Here is a 19062-nt window from a genome sequence, read left to right as displayed (position 1 = left end):
ATGAGTGAAAAAAATACGATTCAATTTATTATCACACGTCAAGATACAGCAGATGGCAAGCCTTATGATGAGGAATTCGAAATCCCTTACCGTCCGAATATGAACGTCATTTCCGCACTCATGGAAATCAGACGTAACCCGGTCAATAAAAAAGGTGAAAAAACAACGGCTATTAACTGGGACATGAACTGTCTTGAAGAAGTATGCGGCGCTTGTTCCATGGTCATTAATGGAACGCCTCGCCAGTCATGTACAGCACTAATTGACAAGCTAGAGCAGCCGATTCGTCTTCAGCCGATGAAAACTTTCCCGGTTGTGAGAGACTTGCAGGTTGATCGAAGCCGTATGTTCAATTCATTGAAAAAAGTCAAAGCATGGGTGCCAATCGATGGCACATATGATCTTGGACCTGGACCAAGAATGCCTGAGAAAAAGCGTCAATGGGCGTATGAGCTTTCGAAGTGTATGACATGTGGTGTCTGCCTTGAAGCTTGTCCAAACGTAAATGATAAGTCTTCCTTTATGGGCCCTGCACCGCTTTCACAAGTTCGTTTATTTAACGCACATCCGACAGGTGCAATGAATAAGTCTGACCGCTTAGAAGAAATTATGGGTGATGGCGGTCTTGCAAACTGCGGGAACTCTCAAAACTGTGTGCAGGCTTGTCCGAAAGGAATCCCGCTCACAACATCAATTGCAGCACTTAACCGAGATACAACATTACAAGCTTTCCGTAATTTCTTCGGAAGCGATCACGCAGAATAACATCACATTCAGTCCTCCTTGCCAATCATGATGAGTGTTTACAAGAGGCTGGATGCAATAACATAACAAACGCCTCTTCCAATACGGGAGAGGCGTTTTGTTTGCGAATAAGGAGTGGATCAAATGAGGCTGCCGTCATATATTGAAGAACCGTTTGAAGAGTGGAGGGCATCGTTTCGATTTTATGTGGAAACAACCGTCCGTTTTTCAGAAACGGATATGTTTGGTCACATGAACAATGTCACCCCGTTTGTGTATTTTGAAGAGGCACGGATTGCCTTCTTTCAAAAAACGGGAATTGTAGATAAACGAATGAAGCGAGCGAGAGAGACGATTACGGTCGTGGCAAACCTTCAATGTGATTACATCAAGCAAGTGGAAATCGGTGAGAGGCTGCGTGTGTATGTAAAGCCAGAAAAGGTTGGATCAAGCTCTCTCATCCTTCATTATTTAGGAGAAAATGAACAGCAAGAACCGTGTTTTACAGGCTCAGTCACCATGGTGCAAATAAGTAAAGACACCGGTGCCCCTGTACCGTTTACAGAAGAGGAAAAAGAGACTTTTCAGGCCCAGCGACATTAAAGAATCACGGGTGAATGCTTCATTTTGTTATAATAAAAGAATCATAATGAAGAAGAAACAAAGGAGAGCACATGAAGATTTTTCAATACGACACCATTGATAGTACAAATAATGAAGCGAAAAGGCTTATTCAGCAAGGAGAAACCCCTTCATTTGCCGTATACGCCCGGCAGCAGACAGCGGGAAGAGGCAGGCTTGGCAGACCGTGGGAAACGCCTACAGGGAATGTGGCTGTCACGATGACAGTAAAACCGCCAGTAGATATCTCCACCCAATCAACGATTGCCCCGCTGACGGCACTCGCCATTTATGATGTACTCAAACCACTCATGAGAGCAGAGGATCAGCTGGCAATCAAATGGCCAAATGATCTATTGATTAATGAAGCGAAAGTATCTGGCACATTAATTGAAGCAGACAGCAGCGCCATTTACATCGGTGTGGGCATCAATGTAGAGACAAAGCCGGAGCACGTTCCGTATAAAACCGTTTGCCTATCAGAACTGACTGAGGTGAAAGCGGACCAGCTAGTGAAAGATTTGGCAGCGGCCTTTGAAAAATACCATGCACGCTGGCAAATGGAAGGATTTGAAGCCCTCACAGCCCTCTATAACAAACGATTATATCGGCTGAATCAACCGCTTCGTATTTCATTAGATCGTGAAAAGCAAACATGGCAAGAAGGGATTTGCTGTGGTGTGAACCGTTATGGTCATATTCAGTTAAAAGATGATCAAGGACATATAAAAGCCCATTCAGCAGGAGATATTGATGCACCGCCCAAGTAGACAATTTCTTGTTCGATGAGTGTGTAGACAAACCGTTGCATTCGGTGTTAGAACGGAGTTGCTTTAAGATCTTCACACTGAAAAAAAGACAAAGAGCTAAAATCAGTTCATTTTAGCTCTTTGTCGACATGATGACGTCTCATTTATGCTTCTCTTTTTATTTGAGGTTGAACCATGTAGTCTTTTTTTGTAAAGACCACTCCATCTAGGATTTCTCTTGCGGTTCGAATGACTTTCACTCTGTTTTGTGAGATATCAATTTCAGTTTGCATAATACCAGCAGGATGACCAATTCGAAGTGTATCATCTTGACCTTGAAACAGCTGTGCCGGAAGCGTTTGATCCATGAAACAGCTGGCTGATACACAGACAGATCCGGTAATGGCAAGTGCTTGGTGCGGTCTTTGCATCGATAGCATCCGAACGATGATGTCCATATCTGCTGCTCTTCTCAATATTCCATTTGTATCTACATAATCAGCAGGCTCGCTGATGATCGCAAGCTTTGGAACAGCTGGAGACTGTAATGTGGCCAGTTCTTTTGGTGCAAAGTGGCACATTTCAGCAGCGATGGAACGAATCTCTTCTAAATCATCCAGCAATTCGTCTGTAAACTCCTCAGGCAATTCAGTTCCTTTTAATTGAATATCTTTGGCACGGACAAAGGCGATTGGATTTGCAATGTCAACGATTGAGATCGGAATCTCTCCAAACTTTGTCTGGATCGTATCCATTTTGTTTCCAGTCGGAAAGGTTTTACCTGTGACAGCGCCTTCAGGTTTTTCAAAGGATAAATAAATGGGAGAACCTGTTCCTTTCACTCCTGGAATTTCTGCCTGTCCTTCAAATTTCACTTCTCCGTTCTCGACTTCTACCTCTGCCACAATGATTTTATTCGTGTTGGTATTCAGAATACGTACTGTTGTGACAGGCTCAACTGCTTGGACAAGTCCTTTAATGATGGCATACGGCCCAACTGCTGATGAGATATTCCCGCAGTTTCCTTTAAAGTCCACAAATCTTTCATTGATGCTGACTTGTGCAAACGTATAGTTCACATCCACATCTGGACGAGTGGCTTTATCGATAATGGCCACTTTGCTTGTTAAAGAATTGCCGCCCCCGATTCCATCAACCTGTAGCCGGTCAGGGCTGCCCATAATGTCTAATAGAAATGCTTCGAGCTCATCGTGTTCGTAAGGTGCATCATTGGCTTGAATGAAGACCCCTTTGCTTGTACCGCCTCGCATGATTGTGATTGGAACTTTTCTCATTGATCTCACCCTCAATTGTTTAGTTACTATTTATCTAATCAAAATGGTAAAGTATAATAAGAAATAAGTTAAATACATTATTTTAAGAGAAATCGATAAATTATTTTTATAACAAGGTCAAAAGGAGGGCACACAATGGATGAGAAAGATTGGCGGTTTTTAAAGGTGCTATATGAAGAGAAGAACATCACAAAAGCGGCAGAAAAATTATTTGTCTCGCAGCCTGCCTTAAGTTATCGATTGAAACAGCTTGAAGAGGAATTTGACATGAAGCTTTTCTTTAAAAGAAAACGAGGAATTGAATTTACATCAGAGGGCGAATATTTGGCTAAATACGCAAATGACATGCTCAAGCAGCTCCAGCAAACGAAAGATGGCATGCTCAATATGCAAAAAAAGGTCAAAGGAACGATCCGACTAGGGGTGTCGAGTAACTTTGCTCAATATAAACTGCCGGAAATTTTAAGAGAGTTTTCTAAGCAGTATCCACATGTTCAATTTATGGTGAACACAGGATGGAGTACAAAAGTCATGGATTTATTAGGTACATCAAGTGTACATTTAGGGATTTTAAGAGGAGATTACGACTGGAATGGAGAGCGATTTTTGCTTGATAAAGAACGGCTTTGTATCATTTCAAAATCAGAAATACAGCTAAAGGATCTTCCTAAGCTGCCGCTCATTGACTATCACACGGATAGTTCATTAAAACGATTGATTAACAGATGGTGGCAGGAGACGTTCACGATGCCTCCGCTTGTGACAATGGAGACAGACAGGCAAGATACATCAAAAGAGATGGTGAAGCATGGTTTAGGTTATGCTATTGTCCCGGAAATTTGCCTCAGACCAAGTGATGAGCTATTTGTAAAAGGTCTTTCGTATAAAGATGGACAGCCTGTTTTAAGAGATACATGGCTCATGTACCAGCCAGATTCCCTTCATTTGTCTGTTGTGAAAGCATTCATTGAGTTTTTAAGAAGTCAGCAAGGCTAATTATAAAAAAAATTTATTGAATAGACGAAAAAATCGATATTTTCATTATAAAAAAAGCTATTATATCCTTGAAATAGAAAGCGCTAACATTTCGGGCCGCAAGTGCAAAAGGGGCGCTTGTGGATCGTGTAAAGAAGAGGATGGAGGGATATGAAGTGCTAGCTATTTTAGGGATCTTGATGGTCGTGACTTTTACATTTCTTATTATGACAAAACGTATGCATCCGGTGGTGGCTCTCACCGTTGTGCCAATCATCTTTGCATTAATTGGCGGATTTTACAGCGGATTAGGGGACATGATGCTTGATGGACTCAAGACCGTTGCACCATCTGCTGCTTTATTGTTATTTGCCATCTTATTTTTCGGTGTCATGCTGGATGCTGGATTGTTTGACCCGTTGATCAAACTGATTTTACGTCTTGTGAAAGGCGATCCGGTCAAAATTGCTTTTGGGGTAGCGATTTTGTCTATGCTTGTTGCATTAGATGGTGATGGGACCACAACGTACATGATTACCGTATCAGCTATGTTGCCACTTTTCTTAAGAATTGGGATGAACCCACTGATTTTAGGGACGATTTCATTATTATCACTAGGCATTATGAGTGGAATGACGCCTTGGGGCGGTCCAGCTACTCGTGCGATTGCTGCACTTGGTTTAGATGCAGCGGAATTCTTCATTCCATTACTCCCGACGATGATAGGGGGCGGTCTTTTTATCCTTTTTACAGCGTATGTTCTTGGAAAAAAAGAACGGAAGCGCATTGGGGTAGCCGAGATTCAGTATAAAGAAGAGGTCTCGATCTCTCCTGAATTGGCGGCATCAATTGAAGATGGCGTAGCTGATATGAAGAGACCAAACTTGATTTGGGTCAACTTCTTCCTGACGATTGCTGTCATGGTCACACTTGTATTGGATATCGTACCGATTCCTGTACTCTTTCTCATTGGCTTTGTCATTGCGCTTATGATCAACTATCCAAAAGTTGAAGATCAGCGTGAGCGGATTTTATCGCATGCAGGAAATGCTTTAACGGTCATTACCCTTGTGTTTGCAGCAGGAATTTTCACAGGCATTTTTTCGGGAACAAAAATGGTGGAGTCCATTGCTAACTTGGTCATTTACATGATTCCAGATTCATACAGCTCATTTTTTCCACTCATTGTCGCGTTGACGAGTATGCCATTTACATTTGTTCTTTCAAATGATGCTTATTATTTCGGGGTGCTGCCAATCTTAGCTGAAGCCGGCGCAGCTTACGGAATTGATCCAGTAGAAATTGCGCGCGCCTCTATTATCGGACAGCCTGTCCATTTACTGAGTCCGCTTGTCGCTTCCACATTACTGCTTGTGAGTATGCTGAATAAAGATATTGGTGATTTGCAAAAGTACGCACTGCTATGGACCGTACTCACAGCCCTGTTTACAACACTTATTGCTCTTTTAACAGGAGCCATTTCGATATTTTAAAAGCTTGTTTGATAAAGGACGATGTCTCTATAGGGGACTCGTCCTTTTTTGTGCGGTTTGAAGGGGAGGAAATTGGACGCTGATCTGCGGGAATTCTCGATTTTAACGTCACCTACCTCAAGTACCCGGCATATGATATCTCGACTATACAGAATCCCATTCTATAGAGACTAGAGCTCTCACCTTAGCAAGGAGGGTTACAATACTTGAAGGAGAAAGAGTTTCAATCCAAGCCGCTATTAACCAAAAGAGAAAGAGAAGTATTCGAATTGCTCGTCCAAGATAAAACAACAAAAGAAATTGCAAGCGAGCTTTTTATTAGCGAAAAGACTGTTCGAAATCATATTTCGAATGCCATGCAAAAGCTAGGAGTCAAAGGTCGTTCACAGGCCGTAGTCGAGCTTCTGCGTATGGGTGAGCTAGAGCTCTAACGTCAGCCGGTTTTCCTTCCGCACCAGGGAGGAGCCGGTTATTTCTATATCGTTTCCATGAGTCTCTTCTTGCAATTTCATTGAAAAACGAGGAAAATAGGAATGTACGTTTTAATCAAAGTGAGATGCTATAGTGAGGTATCAATGAAATGGAAACGAATGAGTCAGGCCATGTTGCAGAAATTGAAAAATCATTGCGCCATATTGCTGCAATCATTAAGCAAAAAGGTAGAGAAATTCTGAATCAATATACGATTACACCTCCTCAATTTGTAGGGCTTCAGTGGCTTTATGAATTCGGAGATATGACAATAGGTGAGCTATCACAAAAGATGTATTTGGCTTGCAGCACGACGACCGATTTAATTGATCGAATGGAAAAAAGTGAACTTGTTGAACGGGTGAAAGATCCGTCTGACCGCCGCGTGGTTCGCATTCATTTATTGCCTGAAGGTGAGCGGATCATTCAAGAAGTGATTGTCAAACGCCAAGAATACGTCAGTGAACTTCTAGGGGCTTTCTCAGAAGAAGAAGCCATCGTTTTCAACCAATCTTTAACGAAACTACAGCAGCAAATGAAAAGAAAATGAGGCGATTTTGTTGGATCAACCAATCGGCGTGATTGATTCCGGCGTTGGCGGTTTAACCGTTGCGAAGGAAATCATGAGACAACTGCCAAAAGAAAAAATTATTTATGTAGGCGACACAAAACGATGTCCATACGGCCCTCGAGCAGAAGAAGAGGTTCTTCAATATACATGGGAAATGGCGCACTACCTATTAAGACACCACCATATTAAAATGCTTGTCATTGCGTGTAATACTGCGACGGCGATAGCACTTGATGAAATTAAAGCAACACTTGATATCCCGGTCATTGGCGTGATCCAGCCCGGAGCTCGCACAGCGATCAAGGTCACAAACAATCAGCATATTGGCGTCATCGGCACAGCCAATACGATCAAAAGTGAAGCCTATAAAGAAGCACTGCTTTCTTTAAAAGCAGGACTAACTGTTCAAAGTCTGGCATGTCCAATGCTTGTGTCGTTTGTGGAAAGTGGTACGTTTTTAGATCATACAGCAGATGAAGTCGTAAAAGTTTCTCTTGAACCGATGAAAGAAACAGGCATTGATACGCTTATTCTTGGCTGCACACACTACCCGATTTTAAAAGAACCGATTCAGCGCTTTATGGGCAGTGGCGTCAACATCATTTCTTCAGGAGATGAGACAGCGAGAGAAGCGAGCACCATTCTTTCATATAAAGGGCTGTTAAATGATTCGAAGGAAGAGCCTGTTCATACTTTTTATACAACAGGGCAGCAGCAAAACTTTCAAAATATCGCTCAAGACTGGTTCGGCTACCTGCCAGGAAAGGTCGAAACGGTTTCGCTTGAACACGTATATCAGCAATAACCTACTTCTCATGGAAGTGGGTTATTTTTTTATGAAAAGGGTCTAATCCTCTGAGGGAGCTCGTATACATACTAGTACAAACCACTAGAGGAGGGTGAAGTATGCTGAAAAAAGGAACTACAGCAGCTGTTACGTGTATTGCGTCAGCCATGCTTTTATCAGGATGCGGATTGTTTCAAACAGACCAAGCGAAAACAGAGATTGATCCACCACAAAATGTCACATTTGTGAAAGAAAATAAAGAAGAGAAACAAACAGCCAAAGAAGGAAAAGAAGAGAAGCAAGCAGATACCGTCATGAGAGAATTATATTTAATTGATAAAAATGGATATGTTGTCTCTCAGTCCATTCCGCTGCCGAAAAACGAAGGAAGTGCGAAACAAACACTTGAATACCTCGTAGACGGGGGACCGATTTCTAACCTGATGCCAAATGGGTTCAGAGCCGTGCTGCCGGCGGACACGAGCGTATCTGTCGATATTAAAGATGGCACTGCGGTTGTGGATTTCTCAAATGAATTCAAAAACTATAAAAAAGAAGACGAACAGCGCATTTTGCAATCGGTCACTTGGACATTAACGCAGTTTGATTCAGTAGCCAAAGTCAAATTAAAGATGAATGGCCATGAATTAAAAGAGATGCCTGTGAATGGGACGCCGATTTCAGATGATTTAAGCAGAGAGGACGGCATTAATATTCAGCACGAGGCTGCGGCTGATATGACATCGACAAAGCCTGTGACTGTCTACTATTTAGCTGAATCTGATAAACAGACGTACTATGTCCCTGTGACCAAAAGAGCACCAAAAGACGATGATGATCCAATTACAGCAGCCATTGATGAGCTCGTCTCTGGGCCAAGCAAAACAAGCCAATTGCTGACAGACTTTGATCAAGATGTGAAGCTGAATGATGTCCCGAAAGTAAAAGACGGTCATGTGACACTTGATTTCAATGAATCCATTTTTGGCAGTGCAGATGAAAAGAAAAAGGTCATTTCACAAAAAGTTCTTGATAGCATTGTGCTGACATTAACAGAACTGCCAGATGTGAAAAGCGTGTCTGTGAAGGTAAACGGAAAGGCAGAGCTTGTGAACGAAAAAGGAACAGAACTCACAAAGCCAGTTTCAAGACCAGAACAAGTGAATACAGGTAGTTTTTAACGTCACACATTGATATAATGGAGAAAAAGAGGCATGCACATTCGCTGCCTCTTTTTTATTCCAAGCGATTAGAACGGATCGAGGTTGTCAAAGTTAATAGGAGAACCCCGCTGACACCCGAGCGAAATGTATATTGTAACGGAGGTAAAACATGAGATTAGATGAAAGACAATACGACGAATTAAGAAAAATTGAAATACAGGCAGGCTACATCACGCACCCAGAAGGCTCTGTCTTAATCTCAGCGGGAAATACGAAGGTGATTTGTAACGCATCTATCGAGGACCGCGTACCTCCTTTTTTAAGAGGAGAAGGAAAAGGCTGGATTACAGCAGAATATAGCATGCTTCCTAGAGCAACGGCTCAAAGAACGATAAGAGAATCATCTAAAGGAAAAGTCACAGGACGTACAATGGAGATCCAGCGTTTAATTGGACGAGCTCTGCGCGCAGTCGTTGACTTAGAAAAGCTTGGTGAACGCACCATTTGGATTGATTGTGATGTCATTCAAGCAGACGGTGGAACACGCACAGCTTCTATCACAGGTGCATTTGTGGCCATGACACTAGCGATTCAAAAGCTTCAATCAGCAGGCGTTTTGAAAGAAAATCCGATCACTGATTATTTAGCCGCAATATCCGTCGGAATTGATTCTAAACAGGGACTTCTGTTAGATTTAAATTATGAAGAAGATTCTTCAGCTGAAGTGGATATGAATGTCATCATGACAGGTGCTGGACGCTTTGTTGAACTTCAAGGTACTGGCGAAGAAGCGACATTCTCAAGAGAACAACTAAACGGACTGCTTGATTTAGCCGAAAAAGGCATCAAAGAATTAATTGAAAAGCAAAAAGCAGTGACAGGAGAAGTTATCGAATAAAGAGAAGGGTTTGATCAGGATGAAAACTGCCATCATCGCAACGCACAATGCGGGCAAAGCGAAAGAATTCAAAGCCATTCTTGAGCCAAAAGGATTCACGGTCAAAACACTAGCGGACATCGGATTTACGGAAGAGATTGAAGAAACAGGACATACCTTTGAAGAAAATGCGATCATCAAAGCCGAGGCCATTCAAGCCAAAGCAGGTGAAATGGTGATTGCAGACGACTCGGGTCTGTCGATTGATTACCTTGGCGGAAAACCTGGCGTCTATTCAGCGAGGTACGCGGGCGAGCATAAAGACGATGCCGAGAACGTGGAAAAGGTGCTGAATGAGCTACAAGGCATTGAAAAAGAAGACCGCACTGCTAGATTCAGATGTGCCCTGGCTGTCAGTATACCGGGTAAAGAAACAAAAACGGTAGAAGGATCAGTAGAAGGCTTTATCGCAGAAGAACCGATCGGCGAAAATGGCTTCGGATACGACCCAATTTTCATCGTCAAAGACAAAGACCAGACGATGGCCGAGTTATCACCAGAGGAAAAAAACAAGATCAGCCATCGAGCGGTCGCGCTTCAAAAGCTTTCATCACTGCTAGACGCAAATGAATAAGGGGGAATGAAGCCATGAAGATACTCATCATTAGTGACAGTCATGGACTCACAGACGAACTTCAAACCATTGCCAAGAGGCATGCGGCTGAAGTAGACATGATGATTCACTGCGGAGATTCAGAACTCGAAACGAACCACCCAGCACTCGAAGGATACAAAGTCGTCAAAGGAAATTGTGACTTTATGGGCGATTTTGAAGAAGAGCTCCTGCTCCCACTCGACGGAGGCGGAAAACTATTTCTCACTCACGGACATCTGCATGGCATCAAACAATCCTTGCTTCAAGTCTACTACCGTGCAGAAGAGCTAGGCGCAGACATTATCTGCTTTGGCCACTCGCACATCCCAGGCAGTGAATTGCTAAGAGGAAAACTCCTCATTAACCCAGGCAGCGTGCACCTGCCAAGAGTGCGCAAAGAGCGCAGCTATGCTATACTGACACTAGATGGAATCGAAGCAAACGTACAGTTTTTCACGGACGAAGGTCACGTCATACAAGACCTCGAAAACACTGTCACATTGGAAGGTATTTCATAAGGGTGCAGCATTTGCCCCCTTATGAAAAAACTTTCGAAAAACCGTTGACTTTAAAGAACAATAGTAATATAATAAATCTTGTCGCTGAGGTAATTCGCCAAAGCACACTACATAACAACATGTCCCAGTAGCTCAGCAGGATAGAGCAACGGCCTTCTAAGCCGTCGGTCGGGAGTTCGAATCTCTCCTGGGACGTTAAAACTGTTAAAAGCCAGAGACGTTGTTTTATTAACGTTTCTGGCTTTTTTGCTAGTATTTATTAAATATTGCTCTGATCGTTCCTATGAATATAATTAAAATATTGATTTAGAGAGTTCTTAAAGATTTGTTTTATCCCTAGGATAGTCATTCTTATATTAAATTAGATGAAACTTTTATTTGTTTTTTTCGTAATAGAAATAGAGGTGATGACATTTTGATTGATATAGATGATATGTTATTTGAACTTAAACAAGAAGTGAGAAAAGTGAATACAATGAAATACTTATTAATAGATTCTCCTTTTTTAAATGAAGTGAAAGAAGAATCGGAAGTGAAGGCGGCAAAAAAGAACAAAATTTTTGTGGAATGTATATTAAAAATAGTTTCATGTTTAATTGTATTTATATTATTTATCTTCCTCTTAAATAAATTTTCACATGGAAAAGTATTCTCAATTGCAGTTGTGATTGTTTTCTTGCTACTATTATTTATAGCTATATACTGTATAATAGAAGGTTTAACTTGTTTTTCTAAATTGTCAGGCTTTAAGACTTTTAATGAGTTAAGAAAAAATGTTATTTATGAAGCTTTTAACGAAAAGCTTCATAAACATAATTTTTCAACAACTCAAATTGAAAAATATATATTGCCTCAACTAAAAGAAATAAATAAAGATAGAAGAGAAGCTTCTATAACAACATTTTTGAAAATTTCTATTCCTTCTATTCTAGTTTCGATGATCGCGAGTTGGTTTACTCTTATTATAAATACTGCTGTTGAAGAACCAGCTCTAAAAGAAGAAGAGTTTAATCAAGTTCTAGGTTTATGGTTGATACACGGGATTCAAGTAATGGTTGTCGGAGCTTTTTTGTATACTGGTATACATTATGCCCAAAAAATTTTAAGTTCGAACAAAAACTATAAATTATTAGAAAAACTTTTTTATAGCTATCTTTTAGAGAAAAACTTGAATGCTTCAGTAAATAAAAAAGCAAAAAAGTCTAAGAAGAGAAAATAAACAAAAAATATTTGTAACTAATCAATAAAATGTTATTAACCAAGAGTACAGAAATAATAAGCTATTTTAAGATGCTATGTTTACAACAGGCTACGGTGACGGAATGTACCCCAGCTTTTGGGGGCTAGAACAAAACGAAGAACCTGCTTGCCTTGTGACAGTCTTTCTTATAGTGGACTGATGAGAAACCCATAAAATCATGGGTTTTTTTATTGTTCTCTGATTATAGATTATTAGTAGCGAGATCTAGTAAAGTGGATAAAGTGTTGAAGACTTGTGATAACAGATCGTTTTTTCTGTCGGCAAATCTTGCTGGCTATTCGAAACAATATTGTTCTTGCCGATAAAAAGATTAAAGCACAAAAAGAAGATATGAAATTTGTTGAACAAACGTTAATTAACTTAACTTTGTCAGTTGTGGATTAAGACTACCTAATTTTTGTATAAATATAGTATAATAAACATATAAAACCTTTTGGGAAACGGTGATAATGATGAATAGCAATTTTTCATTTTTTCAAGGAAAGTGGGCAGTACTTTCCAATTTAGGAGAAACAGCTGAGAAAAATGTATATCATGACCCACATACAACAGTAATGAAACTACGTTTATTTGCCGAAACATTAACAAAATTTATTCTAGCCGCTGAAAATATTAAGGAAGCATATGGCACGAAACAAGTAGAGCGCATCAATATATTACGTCGAGAGGGAATACTTGAACCAGAATTAATAGATATCGTTGAAACGCTTCGTCGCAAAGGGAATGTGGCTATGCATGAAGCAGGTTATCAAAAAACAGAAGAAGCGAAATCTTTATTGCATTTGGCTTTTCGTTTGTCGACTTGGTTTATGGAGGTATACGGTGATTGGAATTTTCAAGCTCCAGAGTACATAGAGCCAAATAAACAAACAGGAATAGATACACGACAGCTCCAACAAGAGTATGAAGTGAAAGTGAGGCAGCTTGAAGAGGAATTAGAGGCAATTCGCCTTCAAGCTGAATTAGAGCAAGCAGATGAGAAAATGAAACGTAGAAAAGCGTCCAAAAACTTCATGCGTAGGCAGCAACTGACTGAAGATGAAACACGTATCATCATTGATCAGAAGTTACGTGGTGCTGGATGGGAAGTAGACACGAATTTACTAAACTATAAAAAAAACAGGACGCTACCAGAGAAAAACAAACATATGGCCATTGCTGAGTGGAAGGTCGATGGCGGCTGGGTTGATTATGCATTGTTTATTGGACTCAAGCTTGTTGGTTTCATTGAAGCAAAAGCAGAAAAGAAAACGATTCCTGGGGCATTAGATAGTCAAACAAAAGTGTACGCGAAAAATGTCATGCAAGTAGAAGATGAACAAATTACACCAACAACGGGTGATTATCAAGTCCCATTTTTATATGCAACAAATGGCCGACCTTATTTAAGACAGCTTCAAGAGGAATCGGGCATTTGGTTCTGGGATTCACGCAAACCATTTGAACATGCACGTCCGCTTGAAGGATGGCATTCACCCGAAGATTTACAGCTTCTTCTTAGCCAAGATGATAAGGATGCGGATAAGCGTCTAGAAGAAGAGGATATAACGAAGTTTGGATTGCGTCACTATCAGCAGAATGCGGTTCTGGCTGCAGAAAAGTCGTTAAAAGAAGGAAACAGAAGAATGCTTATTGCAATGGCTACAGGAACTGGAAAAACTCGTACCGCTATTGCGCTTATGTATCGCTTAATTAAGTCTAAAAAGTGTCGCCGCATTCTTTTTCTTGTCGATCGTAATTCACTCGGTAAACAAACAGAGGATTCACTGAAAGATACGAAAATTGAAGGTTACTCATTTGCTGATATATATGATGTGAAGTCATTAGGCGATCTCACACCGGAAGTTGAAACGAAGGTGCAGATTGCAACCGTGCAGGGAATGGTTCGCAGACTTTTTTATAACGATAGCGAAAAGCTTCCAAGCGTCGGGCAATATGATTTCATCATTGTAGATGAGGCGCATCGAGGCTATACAAGTGATAGAGAAATGACAGAGGAAGAATTAGAGTTCCGTGATCAGAATGATTATATTAGTCAATATCGGCGCGTTATCGATTATTTTGATGCGGCATGTCTAGGGCTTACCGCAACACCTGCTCTACATACAACAGACATTTTCGGTATGCCAATTTTTAAATATTCATATAGCGAAGCAGTGTTGGACGGATATCTAGTGGACCATGAGCCCCCTTATTTGTTTAAAACAGAACTTTCACAAGTGGGCATCACCTTTGAAAAAGATGAGGAAGTAGAAGTGTATGATGTTGTTAAAGGGGAGATTCAACTAGAAAAGTTAGAAGATACTGTGCACTTTGAAGTGGAGCAGTTTAATAAAAAAGTCATTACAGAACCGTTTAACCGTGCAGTTTTAAATAAATTAGTTGATTATATTGACCCTGCAGGTAAAGAAAAAACGCTCATCTTTGCAGCTACTGATCAACACGCAGATCTTGTTGTTCGCTTATTAAAAGAAGCATTTAAAGAACGTGGTGATGAGATTGAAGATGATGCCATTATGAAAATTACTGGATATATCTACAAGCCATTAGATGCCATTAAACGTTTTAAAAATGAGCGACTACCTAATGTCGTTGTTACAGTTGATTTGCTCACAACAGGTATTGACGTGCCTCCGATCACAAATTTGGTGTTTTTAAGAAGAATACAATCTCGTATCCTCTATGATCAAATGCTTGGCCGTGCGACTCGTCTCTGCCCAGAGATTGGGAAAACACACTTTAACATCTACGATGCCGTTGGAATATATGACAAGTTGCAACATTATACAGAAATGAAACCAGTTGTGAAGAAACAAAACTTTCGTATTGGTGATTTGTATGATTCTCTTGTAAATGCAACGACTGATGAGGAAGCTTCGTTTTATCGTGATCAATTAGTAGCAAAAATCCAACGTCGCAAACAAATATTTGACGAAGAAGGCATGGGAAAGTTTGAAGAAATATCAAATGGAAAACATGTGGATGAATGGGTGAAAGAAATTCAAACATACTCACCGCAAGAAGCCACACAGCATAATATCCTATTTGAATACATGGAAACGTACCAAGTGACACGTGAAAAACGCTATATATCTGATAAGGAAGATGAAGTAACACACGTCATTCGTGGGTATGGTGAAGGAAACAAGCGACCAGAAGATTATCTGGATGGTTTTGTTCGATTTATCCAAGAAAATATCAATGAAATTCCCGCTTTGCATCTGATTTGTACACGACCAAAAGATCTAACAAGACAAGATTTACGAGAACTAATGACGATTTTAGAAACAAAAGGTTTTAAACAATCACATTTACAAACAGCCTGGAAACAGACAAAAAATGAAGACATTGCAGCAGATATTATTAGTTTTATTCGCCAAGCTGCATTAGGTGAAGCGCTCGTTGACCATGAATCACGTATTAAACAGGCAATGCACAAAGTGTATTCACTGCATGATTGGACGCCAAGACAAAAGAAATGGTTAGAGAGAATAGAAAAGCAATTACTTCAAGTGCCTGTTCTTGCGCCTACCGCAGAAGAGGCATTCTCGGAAGAACCTTTTAGAACGTCTGGTGGCTACAAATTACTGAAACGTGAGTTCGGTGATCATATTGATCAAATTGTGAATACGATCAATGAGAACCTTTATATCAGCTAACGACTGTGCCTCTTCATTGAGGCACTTTTTTGGGTTATAATGAAAAGGTTCGCTTTCAACTAAAAATCATCAAATTTGATTTAATAGATTAGAAGCTTTTCAGGAGGAAAAAGGATGAATAACCAAGAAATCGTTCAAAAATTATGGAATTTATGCAATGTGCTTCGTGATGACGGTATTACATATCAACAATATGTCACGGAGTTAACCTATATTTTATTTTTAAAAATGATGAAAGAACAGCAAACAGAAAATGTAATACCCGAAGGATATAGATGGGATGATTTGCTAGAAAAAGAAGGGGTAGAACTCAAAACATTTTATCAGCGATTGTTACTTGAATTAGGAAGCAGTGAAAATGAGCGGCTGCGTCTAATTTACAGTGATGCTGCTACTAGTATTACAGAACCCAAGAACCTAGAGAAAATTATGAAAACCATTGATGGCCTTGATTGGTACAACGCAAAAGAAGAAGGTTTAGGTAATTTATATGAAGGCTTGTTAGAAAAAAACGCAAGCGAAACAAAATCAGGTGCTGGCCAATACTTTACACCGCGTGTATTAATTGATGTAATGGTGCAGCTGATTGACCCTAAACCTGGAGAAAGATGCAATGACCCTGCAGCTGGTACATTTGGTTTTATGATTGCGGCAGACCAGTATTTGAAAAATAAGACAGATAACTATTATGATTTAGATCCACAACTGGGCGTTTTCCAAAAGAAAGAAGCGTTTACTGGAATGGAACTCGTCACAGGGACTCATCGTCTTGCTCTAATGAATGCATTACTTCATGATATCGAAGGGCGGCTGGAACAAGGGGATTCATTATCTAGTAATGGAAAGTGGATGAAAAACTTTGATGTCATTTTAACCAATCCACCATTTGGGACGAAAAAAGGTGGGGAGAGCGTCTCCCGTGATGACCTGACGTTTGAAACTTCCAATAAACAGCTTAATTTTCTACAGTTAATTTATAACGCTTTAAAAGACGATGGTCATGCACGCGCAGCAGTTGTATTACCTGATAATGTCTTGTTTGAAAGCGGGGTTGGTGCACAGGTTCGACGTGATTTAATGAATAAATGCAATCTGCATACAATCTTACGCTTACCAACGGGGATTTTCTATGCCCAAGGTGTGAAAACAAACGTCTTATTTTTCACAAGAGGAACAACAGACCAAGATAACACAAAGGATGTTTGGGTATACGATCTCCGCACCAATATGAAGTCATTCGGAAAACGGAATCAGCTAACAATGGCACACTTTGAACACTTCATGAAAGCATATGTAGCAGAAGACCGCTCAAAAGTGGAAGATGAGCGATGGAACAAGTTTACACGAGAAGAAATTGCAAAAAAAGATGATAGTTTAGATATTGGATTGATTGCAGATGAATCATTATCTTCATACAATAATTTACCAGACCCGATTGAGTCGGCAGAAGAAGCGATTGCAAAACTTCAACAAGCAATGGATTTATTAAGTGAAGTAGTTGAGGAGTTACGTACTGTTGAAGAGGGTGGGGTGTCACAAAGTGAGTAAGAAGAAGAAAACTATTGAGGAACTATTAGAGGAGGCATTAGTTCAAGAGGAAAAGCAACCATATAAAGTACCGAAGAATTGGAAATGGGTAAAGATGGGTAGTGTGATTACCTTGATCTCAGGTAGAGATTTAAGCACAAAACTTTGCAATAGTGAAGAGAAAGGTATTCCTTATATAATGGGTGCGAGTAATATAGTCGATAATCAGTTGGATGTTGAAAGGTGGATAGAAACTCCTACTGTCATCGGTGTTAGAGGAGATATTTTAGTTTCTGTAAAGGGAACAGTAGGAAAAGCCATTATTCAAGAACTAGATGAAGTGCATCTAAGCCGACAAATAATGGCATTAAGAAGTAAAGATACAGTGTTAAATAAATTTCTATACCTGTATATACAAACTTATGTTGAGAAGTTGAAGGAAGTCGCAAAAGGAATTATCCCAGGTATATCTAGAGATGACATATTGAATGCTCCTTTTCCACTGCTACCTCTAAACGAACAAAAACGGATTGCTGATAAAGTGGAGCGGCTTTTAAGTAAAATTGATGAAGCAAAGCAGTTGGTTGAGGAAGCGAAGAAAACGTTTGAACTTCGTCGGGCGGCTATTTTGGATAAGGCATTTCGTGGGGAATTGACTAGGAAGTGGAGAGGGGAAAATGCTGATATTGATATTTTTGAGGTGCAAGAACATTTAGATAGGTTAAGGGCCGATAAAGAATCAAGTCCGATTAAATCCAATACTTTGAATGTTAAGTCTGTTAATGAAGATGATGAACCTTTTAATTTACCTAGAGGATGGAAATGGGCTAGATTAGGTGAACTATCTTACTATGTAACGAGTGGTTCTAGAGATTGGTCTAAATACTATGCTAATCACGGTTCATATTTTATTAGAACCCAAGATATTAATAAAAATAAATTAAATTTAGCAAATGTTGCGTATGTACTACTTCCAGAGAAGGTAGAAGGTAAACGAAGCCTAGTAGAACCTTTTGATTTACTAACAACTATTACAGGAGCAAATGTCGGGAAATGTGCTATCGTTGAAGAAATAATTCCAGAAGCTTATGTAAGTCAATCAGTTGCACTTACTAAGTTAATAGATAAAAGCATGGCTCAATATGTTCACTTAAGCTTATTATCGACCTGTGGAGGTGGAGGTGAACTAGAAAACAGAGCATATGGAATTGGAAGACCAGTCTTAAGTTTAGAGGATATTAAAAATATTAGATTACCAATTGCTCCATACAGAGAAAGACAGGTTATAATTAATATGGTAAAAAAATTATTAGATATGGAAGAAACAACAGGAAATTTGCTTTTGCTTGAGGAGAAATTAGACCAATTAAAAAATTCTATTTTATCTAAAGCTTTTCGTGGCGAAATTGGAACAAATGATCCAAGTGAAGAAAGTGCTCTTGAATTGCTAAAAGAAATGCTACAAGAACAAGTGAATTAGTTGTAAGAAGGCATCCAAAATAATTGGATGTCTTTTATGATTGCATACATGCCAAGTTGTGGTATTGGTTTGATAAAGAACCACTCTAATTCACAAACTGATAATCGGTAAATTTCCGACACGACTCACATAACCAATATGATTTAGCATGATAAAGCAATAAGAATTGCAGTAAAACCTTATTCAAGTTCGATAATAATATCGATAGCAGAGGGT

The 19062-nt window shown here is 39.8% G+C and carries 18 protein-coding genes and 1 tRNA gene; 18 read left to right on the top strand and 1 reads right to left on the bottom strand.

The genetic code is table 11. The features are described 5' to 3' along the window. From sdhB to NSQ64_RS14690, 3 genes are all read left to right on the top strand, one after another. Window positions 1–765 (top strand): succinate dehydrogenase iron-sulfur subunit, encoded by a 765-nt coding sequence (sdhB, locus tag NSQ64_RS14700; RefSeq protein ID WP_008345969.1) that lies wholly within the window; start codon window positions 1–3, stop codon window positions 763–765. Window positions 766–888: 123 nt separating this feature from the next. Further along, on the top strand, window positions 889–1347 hold the full coding sequence (locus NSQ64_RS14695) for an acyl-CoA thioesterase (RefSeq protein ID WP_007501614.1): 459 nt from the start codon (window positions 889–891) through the stop codon (window positions 1345–1347). 71 nt (window positions 1348–1418) lie between these two features. Beyond that, on the top strand, window positions 1419–2135 hold the full coding sequence (locus tag NSQ64_RS14690; RefSeq protein ID WP_341017107.1) for a biotin--[acetyl-CoA-carboxylase] ligase: 717 nt from the start codon (window positions 1419–1421) through the stop codon (window positions 2133–2135). 143 nt (window positions 2136–2278) lie between these two features. On the opposite strand, the gene NSQ64_RS14685 is transcribed toward NSQ64_RS14690, so the two are convergent. Next, window positions 2279–3409, bottom strand: coding sequence for a 2-methylaconitate cis-trans isomerase PrpF family protein (locus NSQ64_RS14685; protein ID WP_017367811.1), 1131 nt, complete (start codon window positions 3407–3409; stop codon window positions 2279–2281). A 135-nt stretch (window positions 3410–3544) separates the two neighbouring features. Here NSQ64_RS14685 and NSQ64_RS14680 point away from each other — a divergent pair, with 135 nt between their 5' ends. From NSQ64_RS14680 to NSQ64_RS14615, 15 genes are all read left to right on the top strand, one after another. Beyond that, entirely contained in the window at window positions 3545–4405 is an 861-nt protein-coding gene (locus tag NSQ64_RS14680) for a LysR family transcriptional regulator (RefSeq protein WP_007501609.1), read from the top strand. A 155-nt stretch (window positions 4406–4560) separates the two neighbouring features. Next, window positions 4561–5877: a CitMHS family transporter gene (locus NSQ64_RS14675; RefSeq protein ID WP_017358236.1), complete on the top strand. Its 1317-nt coding sequence runs from the start codon at window positions 4561–4563 to the stop codon at window positions 5875–5877. 206 nt (window positions 5878–6083) lie between these two features. Then, window positions 6084–6308 carry a spore germination transcription factor GerE gene (gerE, locus tag NSQ64_RS14670; RefSeq protein WP_003184172.1) on the top strand — a complete coding sequence of 75 codons (225 nt, stop codon included), beginning with the start codon at window positions 6084–6086 and terminating at the stop codon, window positions 6306–6308. Window positions 6309–6457: 149 nt separating this feature from the next. Further along, window positions 6458–6898, top strand: coding sequence for a MarR family winged helix-turn-helix transcriptional regulator (locus tag NSQ64_RS14665; RefSeq protein ID WP_007501606.1), 441 nt, complete (start codon window positions 6458–6460; stop codon window positions 6896–6898). Between the two features lie 7 nt (window positions 6899–6905). Further along, window positions 6906–7724: a glutamate racemase gene (racE, locus tag NSQ64_RS14660; protein ID WP_341017104.1), complete on the top strand. Its 819-nt coding sequence runs from the start codon at window positions 6906–6908 to the stop codon at window positions 7722–7724. A 101-nt stretch (window positions 7725–7825) separates the two neighbouring features. Continuing rightward, entirely contained in the window at window positions 7826–8887 is a 1062-nt protein-coding gene (locus NSQ64_RS14655; RefSeq protein WP_035701809.1) for a GerMN domain-containing protein, read from the top strand. Between the two features lie 151 nt (window positions 8888–9038). Next, on the top strand, window positions 9039–9767 hold the full coding sequence (gene rph / locus NSQ64_RS14650; protein ID WP_024718627.1) for a ribonuclease PH: 729 nt from the start codon (window positions 9039–9041) through the stop codon (window positions 9765–9767). A 10-nt stretch (window positions 9768–9777) separates the two neighbouring features. Beyond that, window positions 9778–10380: an XTP/dITP diphosphatase gene (locus tag NSQ64_RS14645; RefSeq protein WP_007501598.1), complete on the top strand. Its 603-nt coding sequence runs from the start codon at window positions 9778–9780 to the stop codon at window positions 10378–10380. A 14-nt stretch (window positions 10381–10394) separates the two neighbouring features. Then, window positions 10395–10919, top strand: a complete 525-nt coding sequence (locus NSQ64_RS14640) for a YfcE family phosphodiesterase (protein ID WP_039166965.1) — start codon at window positions 10395–10397, stop codon at window positions 10917–10919. Between the two features lie 121 nt (window positions 10920–11040). Beyond that, window positions 11041–11114: transfer RNA gene (locus tag NSQ64_RS14635), tRNA-Arg, on the top strand. Between the two features lie 220 nt (window positions 11115–11334). After that, window positions 11335–12138 (top strand): hypothetical protein, encoded by an 804-nt coding sequence (locus tag NSQ64_RS14630; protein ID WP_341017100.1) that lies wholly within the window; start codon window positions 11335–11337, stop codon window positions 12136–12138. Between the two features lie 76 nt (window positions 12139–12214). Then, window positions 12215–12319 (top strand): DUF4241 domain-containing protein, encoded by a 105-nt coding sequence (locus tag NSQ64_RS21000; protein ID WP_081105443.1) that lies wholly within the window; start codon window positions 12215–12217, stop codon window positions 12317–12319. A 313-nt stretch (window positions 12320–12632) separates the two neighbouring features. Next, on the top strand, window positions 12633–15839 hold the full coding sequence (gene hsdR / locus NSQ64_RS14625) for a type I restriction-modification system endonuclease (RefSeq protein ID WP_341018338.1): 3207 nt from the start codon (window positions 12633–12635) through the stop codon (window positions 15837–15839). 114 nt (window positions 15840–15953) lie between these two features. After that, window positions 15954–17387: a class I SAM-dependent DNA methyltransferase gene (locus tag NSQ64_RS14620; protein ID WP_341017098.1), complete on the top strand. Its 1434-nt coding sequence runs from the start codon at window positions 15954–15956 to the stop codon at window positions 17385–17387. Beyond that, window positions 17380–18846, top strand: a complete 1467-nt coding sequence (locus NSQ64_RS14615) for a restriction endonuclease subunit S (RefSeq protein WP_341017097.1) — start codon at window positions 17380–17382, stop codon at window positions 18844–18846. The genes NSQ64_RS14620 and NSQ64_RS14615 overlap by 8 nt, the downstream gene beginning before the upstream one ends. Window positions 18847–19062: the final 216 nt, after the last annotated feature.

It is taken from the genome of Bacillus sp. FSL W8-0183, from assembly GCF_038006825.1.
GTDB classification, from domain to species: domain Bacteria; phylum Bacillota; class Bacilli; order Bacillales; family Bacillaceae; genus Bacillus; species Bacillus altitudinis.
Note: the sequence above shows the minus strand (reverse complement) of the source record. Positions and strands in the feature narration are given on the sequence as shown.

Excerpts from the sequence above, each read along its gene's own strand:
- sdhB (WP_008345969.1), top strand. The coding sequence starts at position 1 with ATGAGTGAAAAAAATACGATTCAATTTATTATCACACGTCAAGATACA.
- NSQ64_RS14695 (WP_007501614.1), top strand. The coding sequence starts at position 889 with ATGAGGCTGCCGTCATATATTGAAGAACCGTTTGAAGAGTGGAGGGCA.
- NSQ64_RS14690 (WP_341017107.1), top strand. The coding sequence starts at position 1,419 with ATGAAGATTTTTCAATACGACACCATTGATAGTACAAATAATGAAGCG.
- NSQ64_RS14685 (WP_017367811.1), bottom strand. The coding sequence starts at position 3,409 with ATGAGAAAAGTTCCAATCACAATCATGCGAGGCGGTACAAGCAAAGGG.
- NSQ64_RS14680 (WP_007501609.1), top strand. The coding sequence starts at position 3,545 with ATGGATGAGAAAGATTGGCGGTTTTTAAAGGTGCTATATGAAGAGAAG.
- NSQ64_RS14665 (WP_007501606.1), top strand. The coding sequence starts at position 6,458 with ATGGAAACGAATGAGTCAGGCCATGTTGCAGAAATTGAAAAATCATTG.
- NSQ64_RS14655 (WP_035701809.1), top strand. The coding sequence starts at position 7,826 with ATGCTGAAAAAAGGAACTACAGCAGCTGTTACGTGTATTGCGTCAGCC.
- rph (WP_024718627.1), top strand. The coding sequence starts at position 9,039 with ATGAGATTAGATGAAAGACAATACGACGAATTAAGAAAAATTGAAATA.
- NSQ64_RS14640 (WP_039166965.1), top strand. The coding sequence starts at position 10,395 with ATGAAGATACTCATCATTAGTGACAGTCATGGACTCACAGACGAACTT.
- NSQ64_RS21000 (WP_081105443.1), top strand. The coding sequence starts at position 12,215 with ATGTTTACAACAGGCTACGGTGACGGAATGTACCCCAGCTTTTGGGGG.
- hsdR (WP_341018338.1), top strand. The coding sequence starts at position 12,633 with ATGAATAGCAATTTTTCATTTTTTCAAGGAAAGTGGGCAGTACTTTCC.
- NSQ64_RS14620 (WP_341017098.1), top strand. The coding sequence starts at position 15,954 with ATGAATAACCAAGAAATCGTTCAAAAATTATGGAATTTATGCAATGTG.